The 18241-nt window shown below is 47.5% G+C and carries 18 protein-coding genes; 13 read left to right on the top strand and 5 right to left on the bottom strand.

Going from position 1 to position 18241, the window contains the following annotated elements:
- Positions 1-195 precede the first annotated feature (195 nt).
- A complete protein-coding gene (locus LQV63_RS19555) occupies positions 196-1173 on the bottom strand; it encodes a metal-dependent hydrolase (RefSeq protein WP_026011294.1) in 978 nt (325 codons plus the stop codon).
- 77 nt (positions 1174-1250) lie between these two features.
- Here LQV63_RS19555 and LQV63_RS19550 point away from each other — a divergent pair, with 77 nt between their 5' ends.
- The 3 genes from LQV63_RS19550 to LQV63_RS19540 all read left to right on the top strand — a co-directional run bounded on the left by LQV63_RS19550 (position 1251) and on the right by LQV63_RS19540 (position 3282).
- Positions 1251-1556 carry a hypothetical protein gene (locus LQV63_RS19550; RefSeq protein WP_019423799.1) on the top strand — a complete coding sequence of 102 codons (306 nt, stop codon included), beginning with the start codon at positions 1251-1253 and terminating at the stop codon, positions 1554-1556.
- A gap of 128 nt (positions 1557-1684) precedes the next feature.
- Complete coding sequence (gene cyoE / locus LQV63_RS19545; protein ID WP_233697988.1) at positions 1685-2617, top strand: heme o synthase; 933 nt, start codon at positions 1685-1687, stop codon at positions 2615-2617.
- A gap of 50 nt (positions 2618-2667) precedes the next feature.
- Entirely contained in the window at positions 2668-3282 is a 615-nt protein-coding gene (locus LQV63_RS19540; RefSeq protein ID WP_019423797.1) for an SCO family protein, read from the top strand.
- Between the two features lie 12 nt (positions 3283-3294).
- On the opposite strand, the gene LQV63_RS19535 is transcribed toward LQV63_RS19540, so the two are convergent.
- The 3 genes from LQV63_RS19535 to LQV63_RS19525 all read right to left on the bottom strand — a co-directional run bounded on the left by LQV63_RS19535 (position 3295) and on the right by LQV63_RS19525 (position 5336).
- Positions 3295-3645, bottom strand: coding sequence for a toprim domain-containing protein (locus LQV63_RS19535; RefSeq protein ID WP_233697987.1), 351 nt, complete (start codon positions 3643-3645; stop codon positions 3295-3297).
- A 220-nt stretch (positions 3646-3865) separates the two neighbouring features.
- The gene (locus LQV63_RS32110) at positions 3866-3964 is read right to left on the bottom strand and encodes a YjcZ family sporulation protein (RefSeq protein WP_233698015.1); all 99 of its coding nucleotides are present in this window, start codon (positions 3962-3964) and stop codon (positions 3866-3868) included.
- 181 nt (positions 3965-4145) lie between these two features.
- Positions 4146-5336, bottom strand: coding sequence for an MFS transporter (locus LQV63_RS19525; RefSeq protein WP_233697986.1), 1191 nt, complete (start codon positions 5334-5336; stop codon positions 4146-4148).
- Between the two features lie 171 nt (positions 5337-5507).
- On the opposite strand from LQV63_RS19525, the gene LQV63_RS19520 reads away from it, so the two are divergent.
- The 10 genes from LQV63_RS19520 (at position 5508) to LQV63_RS19475 (ending at position 17722) form a co-directional block, all read left to right on the top strand.
- On the top strand, positions 5508-5948 hold the full coding sequence (locus LQV63_RS19520) for a hypothetical protein (RefSeq protein ID WP_026011293.1): 441 nt from the start codon (positions 5508-5510) through the stop codon (positions 5946-5948).
- Positions 5945-7141, top strand: coding sequence for a transglutaminase domain-containing protein (locus tag LQV63_RS19515; RefSeq protein WP_233697985.1), 1197 nt, complete (start codon positions 5945-5947; stop codon positions 7139-7141). Before LQV63_RS19520 ends, LQV63_RS19515 begins: the two co-directional genes overlap by 4 nt.
- A gap of 74 nt (positions 7142-7215) precedes the next feature.
- Complete coding sequence (locus LQV63_RS19510) at positions 7216-9330, top strand: peptidoglycan D,D-transpeptidase FtsI family protein (RefSeq protein WP_019423792.1); 2115 nt, start codon at positions 7216-7218, stop codon at positions 9328-9330.
- Positions 9331-9582: 252 nt separating this feature from the next.
- Entirely contained in the window at positions 9583-9867 is a 285-nt protein-coding gene (locus LQV63_RS31835) for a metal ABC transporter substrate-binding protein (RefSeq protein ID WP_325175906.1), read from the top strand.
- A 346-nt stretch (positions 9868-10213) separates the two neighbouring features.
- Positions 10214-10948, top strand: coding sequence for a Cof-type HAD-IIB family hydrolase (locus LQV63_RS19500; RefSeq protein ID WP_026011292.1), 735 nt, complete (start codon positions 10214-10216; stop codon positions 10946-10948).
- A gap of 24 nt (positions 10949-10972) precedes the next feature.
- On the top strand, positions 10973-11458 hold the full coding sequence (locus LQV63_RS19495; protein ID WP_019423788.1) for a DUF456 domain-containing protein: 486 nt from the start codon (positions 10973-10975) through the stop codon (positions 11456-11458).
- Positions 11459-11599: 141 nt separating this feature from the next.
- A complete protein-coding gene (locus LQV63_RS19490; RefSeq protein WP_233697984.1) occupies positions 11600-13234 on the top strand; it encodes a putative polysaccharide biosynthesis protein in 1635 nt (544 codons plus the stop codon).
- 857 nt (positions 13235-14091) lie between these two features.
- Positions 14092-15054 carry a hypothetical protein gene (locus LQV63_RS19485; protein ID WP_233697983.1) on the top strand — a complete coding sequence of 321 codons (963 nt, stop codon included), beginning with the start codon at positions 14092-14094 and terminating at the stop codon, positions 15052-15054.
- 249 nt (positions 15055-15303) lie between these two features.
- Positions 15304-15444 carry a hypothetical protein gene (locus LQV63_RS19480; RefSeq protein WP_233697982.1) on the top strand — a complete coding sequence of 47 codons (141 nt, stop codon included), beginning with the start codon at positions 15304-15306 and terminating at the stop codon, positions 15442-15444.
- A gap of 301 nt (positions 15445-15745) precedes the next feature.
- Positions 15746-17722 (top strand): methyl-accepting chemotaxis protein, encoded by a 1977-nt coding sequence (locus LQV63_RS19475; protein ID WP_233697981.1) that lies wholly within the window; start codon positions 15746-15748, stop codon positions 17720-17722.
- Positions 17723-17909: 187 nt separating this feature from the next.
- On the opposite strand, the gene LQV63_RS19470 is transcribed toward LQV63_RS19475, so the two are convergent.
- Entirely contained in the window at positions 17910-18218 is a 309-nt protein-coding gene (locus LQV63_RS19470; protein WP_233697980.1) for a hypothetical protein, read from the bottom strand.
- Between the last annotated feature and the right edge of the window lie 23 nt (positions 18219-18241).

Raw genomic sequence — 18241 nt, 5'->3', positions numbered from 1 at the left:
ATTTATTGCAGGACAGCATTATAGACGGAAGAGGGGCCTGCCCAAAAGTAGATTTTTAATCGAAATAGACAAACTTCTTCTTGACTAACGCAGCAAAACAGACGGGTCATCCTTGGACCGTCTGTTTGTGTTTGTTGACATCAGCCTGCGGCAAACAGCATGTAGACTGTACATTGTCCGGCGGATCCGGCTTCTTTATTCCAATCCGTATCGTTTGACGGTGCGGGTATGACTTAACCAACCGATGAAGTAGTCCAATGTTTCGTACTTCAAATTCATCATGACGATGGCCACCAATGGATACTGCTTGCGGTGGCGATACCTTACATCTACCCAACGTACGGCATAGCCGTATCCGGTATGCTCCACGGTAGCGCATGCATAGCTGGAGAAATAAAGCAGTGCCCGCACGGCAGGGTGAGACTTGGATGCTTCAACGGCGGGATGATCGTGACATACCGCTCTTTCCGTCCAATGAAGAATGCCCCGCTTCCAATGGCCGATCATAAAAGACCCGTTCGGACTCCGCTTTACTACATTCCATCTCGACAGGGCTACGGTCGGAATTATCGTGTATATTTCTCCTTTTTCATACTCCTTATCAAGCAGAGGCAATTGTCGTTCCACTTGTCGGTGAACATGGGTTCGCCATACATAGTAAGTGATAAGCAGCAGATATAGAGCGGGAAACAGCACGCGTGGAGAGAGGATGCCGAATCCCCAGAGCGCGATCGCAATAAGATGCGTGGAAAAAATGATCGGATCGAACAAAGCGATGATGTTCCATGATATCCATCGTTTCGTAAACGGCCAGACCGCTTGGGTGCCATATGCATTGAAGACGTCCGTCAGGACATGCAGACACACGGCCAAGCCTGTCCACAGCAATACATGCGTGAAGGATGCGCCTTTATTGAGCCATGTCAGCACACCGGATATTAGGAAGGACCATACTGCAATCATTGGCAGCGAATGGGAGTACCCGCGATGCTGGCGAATATAGAGAATATTGCTTTTCCATTTTAGGGCCGTATCGGCATCAGGCGCCTGGGAGCCGAGCAGCACGCCGAAGAAGACGGCAGTCGCAGTTGCTGGCTCCGATACGACGAGGGGGTCCCACTGGGACAGCCCGGCCAATCCGAGTCCGATTATGGCATGTGTGCTTGTATCCATCATTAATCACCCACTTGTATTGTGGACAACTTTGTTCCAAAATATGACTCATGGGTTCATAAGAAGATAAAGAAAGGGTGGTCAAGTTGAATCGAATCATTTTTGTAGAATATCGGATTGCTCCAGAGCTCCGGGAGACCTATCTGTCTCTCGTAAAGAGACAGCTGCAGAGCCACACGAATGCGGTGTTGTATGAAGGAACGGATCAACCTAACGTTTTTGTTGAACAATGGTTGAACACATCCCATGAGGATTATGTTCGCATGAAAAAATTGCGGCTTGAAGAAAGCAGTGAATGGGATGAAATTACGGCATGTATTCCAGGGGGCAGGGGGAAATTGCATATTTGGGAATTTGAGGAGCTTAATAAACATTGTGAATAAAAGGTCAAGGCCTTGTCAAATTATTGAACGACATTGTCATGTGCTGGACATTTTTGCTATGATAAAAATTACAGCAGATGCACAACTTTTCTGCTCTTCTCTGAACACAACAAGGAGGAAAGGGTCACGTGGATAAACAAATGACTTGTCAGGCTCCTTCCGATGCCGTTATGCTATCGCCGGGACCGATGCGGGTTGGATTATGGAGAGAGTTTATTCTGCTAACGAAGCCGGGAATTATACGCTCCAATTTATTGGCTACGTTTGCGGGCTTCTGGGTGGCAGCTAAATGGGACATTCCCTGGATGACCTTGCTGTGGGTGCTGGCGGGAACGACGCTCGTTATGGCATCCTCATGTGTATTTAACAACTATTTCGACCGTGATTTCGATATGAAGATGGAACGCACACGCAACCGAGCGCTTCCTACGGGTCGATTGCAGCCTCAGGTCGTACTCTGGTATGCGATTGGATTGGGAATCGCGGGATTATTATGTTTATTTTTACTCATTAATCCACTTGCAGGTTGGCTCGGTTTAATAGGCATGTTCGTATATGACGTCGTCTATACGCTCTGGCTGAAACGGACATCGACATGGAGTACATCGGTAGGCGGAATCTCGGGAGCGATGCCGCCGGTTATCGGCTATGTGGCCGTTACTGGGTATGTTGATATTGGAGCGGTTCTGTTCTTTGCTGTATTGTTCTTGTGGCAACCGCCTCATTTCTGGGCGCTCGGTATTCGGCGTGTGGAAGAATATCGCGCAGCAGGCTACCCTTTGCTGCCGGTCGTCAAAGGGATTAAGCGCACGAAGTGGCAGATGATTCCTTATGTTGCGTTGCTTTTGCCCGTATCCTGGTTATTTTATGCCTACGGCTACGTTAGTCTTATTTACGGCATTGCAGGAACTGTGATTAACCTTATTTGGTTGTATTTGTGCATAGCAGCACTTCGGAGTAACAATGACGAGGTGTGGGCTAAGCGCAACTTCATCTTCTCAATCAATGCATTGATGCTGCATCTGATTATTCTTATCTTGGATACAATGGGGAAAGCCTGATTCATGAGTTGAGAATTACAGAACATGGGAGAGTAACGGGGGATCGAGCGATGTCACAATGGGCGAAGAAGTATTCTTTTCAAATTTTTCTGATGGCGTTAGTCCTTGTATTTGCTGTCGTAGCGGCCATTCTGTACTGGCCTCGCGGGCCGGAACTGCCGCTTACGGATAAGACGGCACCGGATTTTACAATGCAGAACGTAGACGGTAACACGGTTAGCTTGGCCGATACGAACGGCAAAGCGCGGTTGTTCTACTTCTACTTCACCAATTGTCCGGATGTGTGTCCGCCAACGACATACATGCTGTCCGAGGTTCAGCAATTGTTGAAGGATAAAGGCGTATTTGGCAAGGATGCAAGCATTGTGTCCATATCGTTCGATCCGGAGCGGGACACACCGGAAGCGATTCAAGAATGGTCTAAGAAATACAATGCTGACTACAGCGGCTGGTATTTCCTTCGCGGTGACGAGGCGGATGTGGCCAAGATGATGCCAGCCCTCGGTTCGAGTGTCATCAAGGACGAGGACGGCAACTTTACTCATTTGAATGTCATTACGCTGGTGGATCAGGATGGCAACATCCGCAAATACTACAACGCCAATGATCGTGAAACTTCGTCACCTGAGATCATTGCGAATGACGTTATGAGTTTAGTGAAGTAGCAGCATAATGAATCAAGCAAGCGGGGATGGGTCCGGATACATGATGTATTCGTCCAGCCCCGCTTTTTCTAATTGCTGGATTAAATAATCATCGGGAGTGCCCTCCACCCCCGCATAACCACGCCGGGTATATATATGTTCGGCATCGGGAAACGTATCCCGCAGCACGCCCCGTATACGCTTGCCAGAGGCATCATTATCCATAAACAAATAGACCGGCTTGTCCCCCGCCTCTTTGTGCAGCGCTTCAGTCCGTTCCGTATTCAATGTGCCGTATGTGCACAAGATGCAGACCTCATCATTCAAGAGGCGGCGCAAGCGGCTGCGGTCGTTCTTTCCCTCTACAATGATTGCAATTTCCATGGCGTTCACCTACTAATATATAAAGTTCATTTATGTATCGGTTTTGACTCCTAGTGTAACATAAACCCATCCCCGCCTTGCAACGTTCCAGCCGCTACCCTCGTACATATGAGAAAACCTCTATCGAGGCTTTTCGAAGATGAGCGACCGCGTGTAGAGCTAGATGGTAAAAAACGGCCTGCCTAGGGGACAAGCCGCATGAGGAGAGAGCGAGAGGATATTAAAGCAATGGTGCGCGGAGAATGATCACAAGCAAGATGTACAGAACGAGGATTGTGCTTGTTGCTGTCCAGAAGCCTATTCCGCAACCGGCGGTGATTGGCGCTACGGGTGTCGGTTCAGGACCACATGGATCAAAACAATTTCCCATCTCGTTTCACCCCGCTTTCGTCGATAGTCTGTTATCACAATGCTATACTATGTCAGATGTCACGGAGTGTTCTGTGCTTCTACCCAGACCGCTCCGATTTAGGTTAGCGCCCGGTATGTCCCTCATGTTGTTATGTACGCGGGGATGTTGCCTGAGGCTGTTGCGTGTGCAGCCTGCCGTGTGGTATAAACGGATGTCTGGCTGGAAGCATCGTGACTGCCAGCATGAGAAACAGAAAAGCGATAAAATAAGGTGAAATCGTGTCCCGTATTTGTCCGGCAAGCATCGGGCCAAGAAAGGAACCGATGGAAGAAGCGATGGACAGGATGGAGAATATACGTCCATAGCGGACACCTCCGCTAAGCTGTATTAAATGAGCTGATAAAGCGGGAAGTATAATTCCCTTGGTCATCCCGATAAAAAACAGTGTTGCCATCAACGGGATCGGCCAATGGATAGCGAGCCCGAAGAACAGCAACGATAACCCGAATGCGCCCATCCATGTGCGGGTAAATGCAGGGTATTGGTTCAAGAACAGCAGGCTGAGTGTGAATAAGGCGCCGAGGCTGACAGCGGAGAATAAGATGCCTGTCTTCATTATGGACTCAAGCGCGTCAGCCATAAGCGGAAGCTCGAAGAACAAGATGCCTTGCGAGCAGGCAATAGCTAGCGGCATAAAGTAGAAGCGCCACGGTACCGCAGGCGCTTTGTCGTTGGCGGTCACAGGAGTTGACGTGTTTTCGCTCTGAGCGGGCGTCTTATGCATGTCGCTTTCTTTAATATCTTGGATAAAAAACCATGCCAGCGCACCGACGAAGACAAGCGCGATGCCAAGCGCTTGGAACGCCATTGAGAAGCCTATCTTGGCGACGAGATAGGCCCCGGCTGCCGGAGAGACGACGGAAGCTAGCGTATGTACAAGGCCGTTGCCAGCCATAAGCTTGCCTTGCTGCACATGATCCCGCGCCATACGGGCGAGCAACGTCAAGCAGGCCGGAGACAGAAAGGCAAGCACGAACCCGCTAATCGAGCGCAGCACGAGCAGCTGCCACGGATTGACGACATGGGCTTGCAGAATCATGATGATACCGGCACCGATAAGGCTCAGTACAATAAAAATCCGGCTGCCGAATCGGTCAATTCCGTAACCGGCCATTACATTGCCCGGCAAATGGGTAAAGGAGTACATGCCCATCATCAATCCGATAAAGGACGGGGCCGCGCCTAACGAAATGGCAAACGGGGTCAATATCGGATACTGCGCATGCAGATCAAAAAATGCAACAAATAAGAACAAGTAAAGCCAAAGCACAGAGCGCAAATCAGTCACCTCCAGATCGCTATGGTATACTTGTACGTCGAAATGGACGAACTTATTACTTTTTCAAAGGCAGTTCAAAAGTTTTGGCCGGACATACTGCTGGTCTTACTGTTGCAACAATTGGGAATGATGTATAATACGCAAAGACGCAAAGGAAAGGATGGTTACCTAGTGAATCAAATGGAAATGTGGTTTGAATTTATAAAGCAAAATTGGCTTGTCTTCCTAATCGCACTCATCGTGTTGTTCGTCATCGTAAGCTTCGTGAAGACGATGGTCAAATGGGCACTTGTCGTCGTTATTGTAGCGGCGGTAGCCGTATATAGCGGCATTACATGGGACGATGTGAACAATGTCGTGACTACGGTGACGGATGAAGCGGTGGATAAGCTGAAGGACCAAGCGGTGCAGGCAATGATGGACGAAGCGAAGCAGGCTGACTTCACCACCAATGAAGACGGGACGTATACGATTAAGACGTCGAATCTTGAAATGAAAGGGACGCCGAACAGCGGCAAGGTGAACGTCTCCTTCCGTGGCGTATCGCTAGGTGAATGGGACATGAACGATTCGATACGCCAATTCATTCAAGCGGCGAAACAGAATAAATGAATTCGGGGATAGTGTGGGAATGGAATGCCGTGACGATCTTGCTCCTCGTCATTGTCATTCTCTCCGTACTGCAAGGGGTGACGAGAGGCGCTACAGGGTCCATGCGTCACCTCTTCTTCTTTGTTATGGATTCTTTGTTTACGTTCATGTCCCTGTTCATCACCTTTCATATGGTGCTATGGATCTCTCCGTATGTTCAGCGTCAATTCGTGGAGTGGAACATTACGATTCCGTCGCATTCATTGGCTTGGTGGGAGCAAATGTACTATACGTTTATTACCGGAATGCGCGATTTTGCCCTGCTGCGCTTTGCGATTCTGTTCATGCTCCTCTATTTAGTCGTGCGGATGATATTGGCGTGGATCGGAGCGCATACCGTATTACGCGGAGGCGCTGAATCGGCAGCGGGAAGCCGTGGGGAAGCACAGAAATCAGGAATCATATACGTGCTCCAGAAGGCTGTGAATTGGATTGTCGGAGCCGTGCTGGGCAGTGCTGTAGGGATAGCGCGCGCATTCTTCGTCATCTTGGTGCTATTCGCCTATGTCACTCTGCAGCCCGATACAAAAGCAAGTGATATCATACAAGCTTCGTCCGCATATCGCACCGTAGCCAGTCGGGTCATTGAGCCATTGGCCGGAGACTTCATTGCAGAGCAGCTTCCTGTGTTTACTTCTCAAGTGGAGAAGGAATTAGGCGCGTTAATGCAGCGGAAGTACGAGGTAATCGACAATCAAATTCCGGCCGATATCGAGCAGGCTGCGCTTGAAATTGTGCGTGGCGCGACGACGGATGAAGATAAAGCGCGCCGGTTATACGACTGGATCGGCAGTCGAGTGCAGTATGATTGGGATAAAGCCCGTCAGTATGAGACGAAGCGCATCTGGAAGGAGCAGGGGCCGGAAGATACGTTTGCATCCAAACAGGGCGTATGTATCGACTACGCACGTCTGTATGCAGTTATGGCGCGCGTGGCCGAACTCGACGTGAAAGTGGTGACGGGGCTCGGCTATAACGGTAATGGCGGCTATGGCCCGCACGCGTGGAACGAAGTATGGCTGCGCGAGGAGAAACGCTGGATACCGCTGGATGCAACGTGGGCAAGCTCCGGTGATTGGTTCAATCCGCCGAAATTCGATGCGACGCATATCCCGGACAAGCTGCTTTCCGCCAGTAATATGACCTCGCATTGATACTTTGAATATTGAGGAGCGGATATGGTAAAATAGACAGGATTGTAAAGTAAAGCAAGAAAGGATGATGAGGCTTGAGTCATCCACATGCGGATGATCCGCAGAAGCGTGAACTCCATAACCGCCGGAATTTCTCGTTTCGGTTGAACTTATTCTTTTTTATAACCTTTGTCGTATTTACCGTACTTATCGTGCGGTTGGCGATATTGCAATTCGTAGAAGGTCCAAGCCTGAAGGAGAAGGAATCGCAGCTTGGGTTCCGGGAGACGGCGATTCCGCCGCTGCGGGGCACGATATGGGACGCTTCCGGTAAGACAAGGGTGGCGTATTCTACGGCGACCCAGTCGCTCTATTTCAATGTGGAGAAGAACTATGGGGATCCTAAGAAGGCGAAGCTGACGGAGGTTCAGCAGAAGAACCGGGAAGAGGCGCAGCTCTTGGCAAAACAGCTCGCCGAAGTGTTCAACAGGCTCGGTACTCCGAGCGAGAAGCCGTTAACGCAAGATGTCATTTATAATGAATTGATGGATTTAGAAGGGAAGAGATATTTCGTATATGTGCCGCGCCTCATCAAGACCGGTCTGACGCAGAAGGAAATTGCGTATTTTCTCGAGCATAAGCCGGAATTCAAAGGCATCGACATTGTCGAGGACAGCGTACGCAACTATGATCCCAATTCGGTGGCCGTGCAGACGGTGGGCTACTTGAAGAAATTCAAAGGGGTGCGCGAGGACTCTTCCTATTACAAGGAAAAACATGAAAAACGCAATGAGCTGTCAACCGAAGAGCGGTATTTGGAATATGAAGATGTCGGCTTCGACGGCATTGAGCTCATGTACCAAGACGAGCTGCGCGGCTTGAACGGCGTCAAGAAGTTCCCTGTCAACGTCGCTGGACGCATTATCGGTCCAATGGAATTGACGAAGCCGCAGAGGGGCAACGATCTCTATTTGACGATTGATAAAGAGATTCAGGAACGATCGGAAACCGCGATTATGGAGCATTTGAAGAAGCTGCGCAATTCGTCCAACCGGTTCGAATCGGCTCCGAACGCCCGTACCGGCTTTGCCGTCGCGATGGAAGTGGACACAGGCAACGTGGTCTCCATTGCGAGCATGCCTGACTACGACACGAACGTGTGGAAGAACGGATCGATAAGTCCTGAAAATTATCGAAGTAATCAGTATTTTATGGGCAACGGGGCAATTCGCGAAGTGCAGGCGCCTTATGAGGATGATAAGGAGCGGATGAAGCATCCGAGCTCACTCGTCTATCTCGGCTCGACGATGAAGCCGTTAACCGTACTCATTGGCTTGCAGGAGGGATTTTTCGGCCCATATTACAGATATACTGATTATGGGTATGCGGAGATTGGCCGTAAAGGCTACGAGCGGAAGATATGGAACTCGAGCCGCCGTTCTTGGGGACCAGGAATGACGCCGGCGTATGCACTGGAGAAATCATCCAACGCCTTTATGGTCGACATGATCGGGAAGCGATTGTACAGCATGCCGGAGAAGGACGGCAAGAACGGTCTGCAAATATGGGACGAATATATGGAAGCATTCGGTCTCGGCGTGAAGACAGGCAGCGGTTTGCCGGGAGAGATTCCCGGGCTGAAGGACTACATCGCCGATGCGGAAAAGTATAGTGCCCAGTCTGCGTTGGCAAGTGCTTCATTTGGCCAATTAGGGAAGTATACGACATTGCAGCTTGCGCAATATACGGCGACGCTCGCGAACCATGGCAAGCGCATCAAGCCGCAGTTCATCAGCAAAATTGTGGATGGGGAAGGCAAAGTTGTCAAAACGTTCGGCCGTGAGGTGTTGAACGAAACCAAATTCAATGAATCATATTGGGATGTCGTCGAGCAGGGGATGCTGAAGGTCGGCGCTCAAGGCTTCGATGATTTCCCTTATCAGTTCTACCGCAAGACGGGTACGTCCGAGCAGGATGTTGGCGGCGGGAAGCGTGTTGAGAATGCGGTGTTCATCGCGTATGCGCCTGCGGATAAGCCGAAGCTGGCGGTGGCCGTCGTCGTGCCAGAAGGCGGATACGGTTCATACGGGGCTGGTCCGATCGCACGTGAAATCTTCGATGCGTACGATGAAGAATACGGCTTGGACGGCGTGCCGAAGAAGAAGGCGAAGACGGGTGCTGCGGAATCAGAGACAGCAGCGGATGAATAAAGAAGACAATGCTACAAGACAGATATACTGACATAACAAAAATAAAAAGACTTTGTCCACTATCCGGAAAGCGCACCAGTAATGGGGTGTCCGCATACGATATGACAAAGTCTTTCCTTTTTTTTGCTGAAAAAGTTGCATCGGTAAAACATTTTTTCATATATTTAAAAAATAAGGTCTATAACAAAATTTTTGGGAGTATCAAAATTATCACAATTAGGGGAACCGAAAAGATAGGAGAGTGCAGGTAGAATGACTAGGAAAATGGGGAAAGCGGCAAGTACAGTGAAATGGAATTCGGCGTTAAAGAGATTAGTTATGACGGTGTTGTTCCTGAGCGTAGTATTCGCTCTAATGGCCTGCGGCAATACGAACGAGGGGAAACAGGCAGAGGAAGGCATGAAGGCTGCCGTGAGGGACAGCAAGCTGAATGTGCCCCCTACGATCGGAATGATTGCGGACGTCGTCAAAGAAGAAGGCGGCGAGCATGTGGATGATATCGGCTTAATGGGGCCGAGTGTCGACCCGCACCTATAGTAAGCGCCGCAGGATGGCGGAAATGAAGGCATGATTTGGATACGGGGAATGCCCCTTGCTCGATACATTCGGGCAATGGGGCTTTTTTTCGTATGACGTGGTGCAAGATTCGATGTCGAGTCTGCCTGCAGAACCACTTCGTGATCAAAAGGGGGCTTTCTAAGCAACCTCTAGTTAGAGAGTTAAATAGGAAGGAAGTCTTTGTTGTAGCCGCATCGTTATGATACAATGTCGTTATGCAAATTTACGTATGACAAACTTCAACATATTCAAATATACAAGCTTCGACAAGAACGACGGCAACGAGTCTGAAGCGGGACAGCCAGAACTAGGAGTGAATGCTGAAATGAGTAAATATACATTGTTGGCCCTTGATATGGACGGAACGGTTTTGGATGAAGATCAGAACATCAGCACTGAAACGGCGGATGCGATACATGCTGCGCGCGATGCCGGCATCATTGTCATGTTCTCCACAGGACGGGCGTTTCAGAACGCTCAGCCTTATGCAGAGGAGCTCGGGTTAGAGTCGCCGATGGTGACGGTAAACGGCAGTGAAGTATGGAAAAATTCGAATGAGCTGCTTGTGCGTCACCTGCTTGACCGCGATGCGGTCAGCAAAATGGTGGAGATGTCAGAACAGTATGATGCTTGGTTCTGGGCTTACTCCACAGAGCGGCAATATAATCGAGAGAACTGGGATGCCGATATTGACGCAGAGGAATGGCTGAAATTCGGCTACTTTACGGAGGATGACCAGGTTCGGGAACAGCTATGGAAAGAGCTGCGGGCGATGGGCGGACTGGAATTGACCAATTCTTCACCGCATAATATAGAGATCAATCCGATTGGCATCAGTAAAGCGTCGGGCATTCAGACCGTGTGCGATCTGCTCGGGTTTTCGATGTCACAGGTGGTTGCCGTAGGAGATAGCTTGAACGATCTGGCGGTAATTCGAGCGGCAGGACTTGGCGTTGCCATGGGCAATGCGCAGGATGAAGTAAAGAAAGCGGCGGATGTCGTCGTACGTTCGAACAATGAACATGGTGTGGCTCAGGTAATCCGGGAATATGTATTGTAGAAAACCTATGAGAGGCGTCTGTCTATGACCATCCTTGCTTGGATATGTGTGATCGCATTATTTATTCTTGGCATGGCGGGTGCGATCTATCCGATTCTGCCGGGAGCATTAGCCATCTATGCAGCCTTCTTTGTATATGGCTTGTTCGTCAGCTTCGAACCGTTCGGATTCTGGTTCTGGACGATACAGACACTTATCGTCGCCGTGTTGTTCATAGCTGATTACGTCGTCAATGCATGGGGCGTGAAACGGTTCGGCGGATCACGCGCTTCGATTATTGGCAGTACGGTCGGAATTCTGATCGGGCCGTTCGTTATTCCGGCGTTCGGCATCATACTGGGGCCGCTTCTCGGCGCGTTTATCGGGGAGATTATTGCAGGAGCTAACGTTGAGAAATCAGCTAAGTCGGCTATTGGAGCGGTCGTCGGTTTGTTTTCAAGTATCGTGGTTAAATTTGCTTTGCAAATTGGGATGATTATTCTGTTCTTCATTTGGGTGTTCATGTTCTAATGTAGAAGAGCGGTTCAAAAAGGTCACTTTTCAGCACCGAGGGGGCTTTTTGGACAACCTCTAGAAGAGCTTCGACAGAGGCTCTTCCTGCTTGTATGACCTGATGAGGTACGGGCTAGCATAAAGAAAGAAGGGAAACGTTTGGCAAAGGAATCATTTATAAAAGGAACGCTCATCATCGCCGCTGCAACGTTAGTGGCGCGTGTGCTCGGCTTATTCCAGCGCGTGCCGCTCGAGCATATGCTAGGTTCCGTCGGGAACGCATCGTTCGCGGCTTCGCAGACGGTATATCTTATGATACTTGCCGTTGCGACGGCGGGTATTCCAAGCACACTGAGCAAAATGGTCTCCGAACGCTATGCGCTGAACCAAGTGCGTGAAGCGGAGCGAGTCTATTATGCGGCGCTCTTATTCGGATTAGTCTCAGGCGTCGTCGCGACGGCCCTGCTGTTCATATTTGCACCGTTCTATGCAGACATGATCCAGTTGCCGGAAGCCGCGCTTGCCATTCGTGCGTTAGCGCCGGCGCTGTTGTTGTTCCCGGTCATCGCTATGATGCGCGGTTACACGCAAGGCCGCAACATGATGCAAGCGAGCGGAGTGTCTCAGATCGTGGAGCAAGTACTCCGCGTCGTGACCGCGATCGGACTTGCCTTCGTGCTCATGCACAACGGAGTATCCCAGGAATGGACGGCAGCTGCAGCTTCCTTCGGCGGTGTGCTGGGAAGTGTCGGCGCCTTCATCATTATGGTGTATTACCTCGGCAAGCTGCGCCAGGCAGACCGTAAGGCAGGTGTCCGTGCGCGTCGCACCGGGGCTAAGAAGGTTCCTTTAAGTGATATTTTCCGTTCGATCTTTGCTTTGTCAGTCCCTATCGTACTGTCTTCACTGGCTGTTCCTGCGGTGAATTTTATCGATACGTCCATTACGATTCCGCTGCTGGCTCCGGATCTCGGACAGGTAGAAGCCGCGCATTTATATGGTATCCTCGGGCAAAGGGCACAATCGATTGCAGGCATACCGCCGATTTTGGCGATTGCGCTCAGCACTTCGCTTATCCCGGTCATTTCTGCGGCGTTTGCCAAGCGGGACTTGAATCATTTGAAACGCCAGACCTCTTTGGCGATGCGTATTTCTGTACTGAGCGGCATGCCGATCGTATTGGCCCTTGCGGTCGGAGCATACTCTGTCAACGGCTTCTTGTTCAGTACACTGGATGGTGCGGGAATTATTGCCATGCTTACTTTTGGAACCATTTTTCAAATTACGATGATGACGTCGAGCTCCATTCTGATCGGACTTGGTAAGCCTTATATCGCTATGATTAGCGTAACACTTGGCATTATTATTAAATTGCTCGCCAGCTTTGGACTTGTTCATTTCTTCAGCATTTACGGCATCATTGGCGGCACAGCGATAAGCTTCCTTATCATTACGTGGCTTAATCTTCGCGTCATGAAGAAGGTAGTTCCGTTCGATGTGCTCGGTAATCGTTGGCCGGGCTTTCTGCTCACCGTTGTGTTGGCCGGCGGCATCGGCTTCGGAGTCGAGAAACTGGGCGAGCAGTTGGTCGGAATACTGCCGGCCAAGCTAGTATACATGTTCACAGCTGGTATTGTAGCTTTAGTCGTCGTAGCCTTGTTCGTAGTTGGACTGGTTGCTTTCCGCGTCGTGCGTCAGGATGAACTTGGGAGCTATCCGCGTCCCGTTCAGAAGGCGCTGCGTCCATTAATGCGACTGCAAGGCGGCTCGACACGGGGGCGTTCGCGGAGATAGAACTGCAAAAAACAAGACTGTGCCTAAGAGAGCTTAAAGGCGCAGTCTTTTTATTATAAAAACGTGAGGCTATAAAATAGCTGGACCGGAAATAAATGTTCAATTTATTATAAACATATCGAACAGCGAATGATACAGGTTACAAAGGAATTGGTGTGAAAAAATGTTAAGTATAACAGATTACTTTCTGAGTGCGGTTTCACAAACCAAGTTCGAAATGTCTCCTCTAATGGAAGCGAAGTTCATGGCAATAAGTAATATGCCAAGGTAATATATTGGAAATCCTATTCCATCATGCGACCCTTCAAAGGGGCATTGTCCTATAGGTGACGCTTGTAAATATTAAAGCATTAGACTGTTGAATCTACACATGCGGATCCGTTTTGAAGATATTCTATATTTTTCACTATCACGAATATACTGGTTAAAATAAATAAAAATTGAAGTGATAGGTATAAAAAGTAAATATAATTATATTTACAAATTTATATATTGTGTTAATATCTACCTTAAGGAGGTGGTTTATGGGATTTTTCTACCTTGCTTGATCGAACTGAGTAGACGGTTTAAGACCTGTTGGTTTTTACAGTTCAACCGTTACGTTCGATCTTGTTGTACACGCACATGTATTCTGTCCTACACTTTTCTTCTTCGAAAGATTCTTCAGATGTAGTTTTCTTGTGAAAACACTTGTACTTCTCGACTGAAAAACGTTGCCTTTAGAATACACATCACTTTGATAATGGGAAAAAATACTTGGTTTTGTAGTTTTAAAACGATTTTTCAGAAATTAGAAATTAGGTTCTTTCAACACACCTAAGATATCACTTGAAAATAACGCGAAAAGGGTGAAGGTTTTGAAAAAAGTAATTTCTTTTTCACTGTTATTTTGTTTGTCTTTGGTGCTTTGTTTACCGACTTTTGCAAATTTTGAGACTCCTTCAAATGTAGAATTGCTAGAAAGACTTGGCTATAACGAAAATGATTTTTCTTTAAAAAGTCTCCATCAAAATACATTGAGATTTGCTCAATTAGGTTTTTCTAAAGAAGAAGTGAAAGACTTTACTCAATATGATTTAGAGTATCTTAATGAATTAGAGGGGCAATTATTGGCTTTGGACAGAAAGTACTTGAAAAAAGACGAAAATGGGTTTATTGAAGTAAATAAGGAGTCATATGAGCAGGCAAAAGAAGAACAATTCAGATTACAAAGTATTTGTGATACTTCTTCACAAAATTGTTCTGACACAGAGCCAACTTCAAATTGGATGAGACTTACAACTACTGTCTCAAGAATCAGTGGAACTAATCCACAGGAATATTTGATTAAACATGACTTTGCATGGGCCAAAAAACCTTTCTACAAATATAAAGATGCTGTCGGTGTGGCGCATCATGTCAGTATGACTCCAGTACAAAACAGTGAATATTTAAAATATAGTAGGGATGATTATTACTCGAGAAACCCTATAATTGGACTTGGACCTTGGACTTATGATGGTGTATCTGATCAATATAAGTGGTCGGCAGAGGATAAAACGGGTGGCATTGGATTTGAATTTCAACTAGCTAGTGATAGTGCCCAATTAATTAATGGGAAACAACATAAATATGAAAATCATAGAGGTACCGTAGCATATCGGGCGATCAGAAATAATAGCTCTTATACCTATGCTGATTTATCTGGGCATTATATTCATACAGAATCAAGTATATCAGGGGCGTTAGGAGTAGATGCCAGAGGAACTGGTTCGTTCACTATAAGCGCAAATGTTTCGAAGGATGAGGCTATACAAACTGGAGTTTCGTTTAAATACTAGAAAAGTTAAAAATAGATCCCTTCGTAAATGAAGAGGGGATCTATTTTTAACTGGTCGCCTGATGTAAAAGTATGGAATGTATGTACTCACTGTAGTGTGAAGAAACAGCAAAAGCAAAGTGTATACGGACAACTTCGTAGATATAAAAACTAAATCAAATGTGTTTTCGGGTGGAGAATATCAAGTCTGTTTCATTTATGAGTCAACTCCACTTATTAGTTAAGTAAGGAGTAAAAAGGGGGAGGAGAAATGAATGTGGTTATAATTGTCCTTTTAGTTGTTATTATTGGTTTGCTTTTGCATATAAATAATAAGATTCCGCCAAGAGATTATGTTAAAGAAGCTATAAATAACGATCAAAAGCAGAAAGATACTAAAGAAACACGTTAGTTACAGTAATGATGTAATAAACATTTTCGTTTCTTCACCTAAAAATAAGACCTTAAAGAATATTTAAAACGGCTTAGCCCCTTATTATTAATTGGGTTCTAAGCCGTTTTTCATTATAATTGTTAAAAATCGCGTTCGATTTTAATGCAACGTATTAGTCAGGTAGCAATTGGGCAGTTGCAGAACCTGTAATTCCCTTTAATTACCTTCTTCTTTTTTTCTGAAAAGTATAAAAACATTATCAATATTTCCGATATACGAAAAGTGTCTGACTTTTAAGATTGGCAAAGGGGATTTTACATTGAAATACTATAGAAATTGGGCTCAATCGATTCAACGTTCTCTACATAAAAAAATTATTCTCCTGCTCACCTGCTTCATTATCGTTCCTACGATTGTCCTCATCGTTATCTTAACGTTAACGGCATCATACAACACGAAAAACATGATGTATGACGAGGTCAATGAAGCGACACAATCCATTTCGCGAATGCTGAATCAGACTTATGAGACGAATGGGCATTTGGTAAGCAGTCTGGCGGCCAGCATAAGCGAGAACTCGCAGGATGTGACGCGGATTAAACATCGGGTCACGGACCTGACTTCAGACATCAGCAACATATTGTTTGCTTATGTCCTGCTTGGAGATAAATATATCGACAACAGCGGCAGTGAGATTGACATCAATGAAGCGAAAAAACGCGAGTGGTATCAATTGGCCAAAGAGCATGAAGGCGAAGTCATCGTCTCCAAGCCTTATCAAGATATGATTACGGGACAAATGATTGTGACGTTCTCCCGTTCGTTACCGAATGGGGAAGGGGTTGCAGGCATTGATGTCTCGATCGACAATTTAAATCAATCGGTTAGCCAATTCAAGGTGGGGGACAGCGGGTATATCAGCCTAATTGATAAGGACAATCACGTGCTATCCCATCCGGTACATAAGCAGGGCTCCCAACTGGACAGAGAGCAATATAAAGAGCTGCTATCAGACGAATATGGCAAGTATATGTCGAACGCTGACGGCAGACATGAATTCATCAGCTATGATAAGCGAAACAAACTCGGGATTAACATCGTCTCGGTCTTGAGTCGAAGTGAAATTAACGCCCAAGCGAATGAAATCGTGATTATCGCTTCCGTGTTTCTCGTCGTATTGATCGGTCTTATCGGTTTATTTCTGTGGAAGTTCGTTCGTAACATCATACGCCCCGTCGTGCGGATTCAGCAAATGACAGAGCGGATTGCAGACGGTGATTTCTCTGTTCGCGTTCTGGTAGACGGAAGATTGGACGAAATTGGCCGTCTGGAAAAGAACTTCAACTCGATGACGCATTCCTTATCCGACATTATGGCGCAAATACGTGAAGTATCCGAAGTGGTTGCGGCTTCCGCCGAGGAGCTATCCGCTAGTTCGGAGGAGAACGTAAGCTCCTTGCAGGAGGTCGCGGCCTCCTATCAGCAAGTGTCGACTCAATCGGCACTGTTGGATGAACGCTTGAATACCGTAACGGCACAAGCGCATCAATCTGAATCACAGCTGCATCGTGTCGTAACACTCGTAGGCAGTTCCTCTCATGCGGCACAAGAGATGAGCGAGTGGGCAGCGAGTGGAGGAAAGGCACTGGACAGCGTGCGCATGCAGATGGATGCCATTACGCAGAACACGGAACAGGCTAAGGCGGAGACAGAGCGATTGAATGAGCAATCGCATCACATACATCGTATCGTTGCCTTTATCCAAGAGGTGGCTGCTCAAACGGAGCTGCTTGCATTGAACGCAGCTATTGAAGCGGCTCGCGCAGGTGAACATGGGCGTGGCTTCGCAGTCGTAGCGGGCGAAGTGCGCAAGCTGGCGGAGGAGACGAAGGAGGCCGCCGGGAAGATTACGGGCATGGTGCAGCAGATTAGGGAGCGTTCTGACTCTGTATGGACCGCCATGCAGAATGGAGTAGAGTCCGTGGCCGTTGGACAGCAGTTAACCGAATCGGTAACGAATAGCTTTACAGATATTTTCCAAGCGATCGATGAAATGAACGTTCAGTTGAATCACGTGACGGAACTGGGTTCGCAGCTTGCGTCTTCGAACGCTGACATGATCGAATCTTTCGATGCCGCGAGCGAAATGACGAATGGTACGTTAATGGAAATGGAGACAGTCGCAGCAGCAAGCGAACAGCAAAATGCAGCAATGCAGGAAATGGCGTCATATGCGAATCATTTGGCAAGCATTGCTGATGATTTGCAGCAGTTATCTGCACGCTTCAAGTCATAAATATACGGGCACGCGCACAACATTACAGATATCCGCCAATCCTAAAGGCCGTCAGAGTGATTTTACCCTGACGGTTTTTCTATTGTGGATAATGACTGGATTCTGTCCAATGGATTTGAAGGTTTAGGCTGATAACATGGTGAACCATTGGAAATAATCCAGCAGAAACATGCTCAAACGGCTGAACTCAAGGCTTAATTACGATTTGACTGGAAGATTTCCAGTGGAAAGGTGAGTTTACGCTTGAAAACAGGCAGAAGACTGTACGTATTCCAATGGAACGACTGTTTGGCGGATGATGCAGCAAGAATAGCAAGAATAGCAAACTGCACAACAGCAGCATCAACAGGGAAACAGCACCAGTAACAGCACCAGCACCAGTAACAGCACCAGTAACAGTAACAGCAATAGCAACAAAAATAGCAATAACAACAGCAATAACAACATCAACAGCAGGACGTATGTTCGGCTTGCATCCATTGATCTGCTCTTTCATCCACTCTCCCATACTCTCAGACC

This window comes from Paenibacillus profundus (assembly GCF_021369635.1).
Taxonomy (GTDB): Bacteria; Bacillota; Bacilli; order Paenibacillales; family Paenibacillaceae; genus Paenibacillus_B; species Paenibacillus_B profundus.
This window is presented reverse-complemented; position numbering and strand designations above follow the sequence as displayed.

Excerpts from the sequence above, each read along its gene's own strand:
- LQV63_RS19555 (WP_026011294.1), bottom strand. The coding sequence starts at position 1,173 with ATGGATACAAGCACACATGCCATAATCGGACTCGGATTGGCCGGGCTG.
- LQV63_RS19540 (WP_019423797.1), top strand. The coding sequence starts at position 2,668 with ATGTCACAATGGGCGAAGAAGTATTCTTTTCAAATTTTTCTGATGGCG.
- LQV63_RS19535 (WP_233697987.1), bottom strand. The coding sequence starts at position 3,645 with ATGGAAATTGCAATCATTGTAGAGGGAAAGAACGACCGCAGCCGCTTG.
- LQV63_RS19515 (WP_233697985.1), top strand. The coding sequence starts at position 5,945 with ATGAATTCGGGGATAGTGTGGGAATGGAATGCCGTGACGATCTTGCTC.
- LQV63_RS31835 (WP_325175906.1), top strand. The coding sequence starts at position 9,583 with ATGACTAGGAAAATGGGGAAAGCGGCAAGTACAGTGAAATGGAATTCG.
- LQV63_RS19500 (WP_026011292.1), top strand. The coding sequence starts at position 10,214 with ATGAGTAAATATACATTGTTGGCCCTTGATATGGACGGAACGGTTTTG.
- LQV63_RS19495 (WP_019423788.1), top strand. The coding sequence starts at position 10,973 with ATGACCATCCTTGCTTGGATATGTGTGATCGCATTATTTATTCTTGGC.
- LQV63_RS19480 (WP_233697982.1), top strand. The coding sequence starts at position 15,304 with ATGAATGTGGTTATAATTGTCCTTTTAGTTGTTATTATTGGTTTGCTT.
- LQV63_RS19470 (WP_233697980.1), bottom strand. The coding sequence starts at position 18,218 with ATGAAAGAGCAGATCAATGGATGCAAGCCGAACATACGTCCTGCTGTT.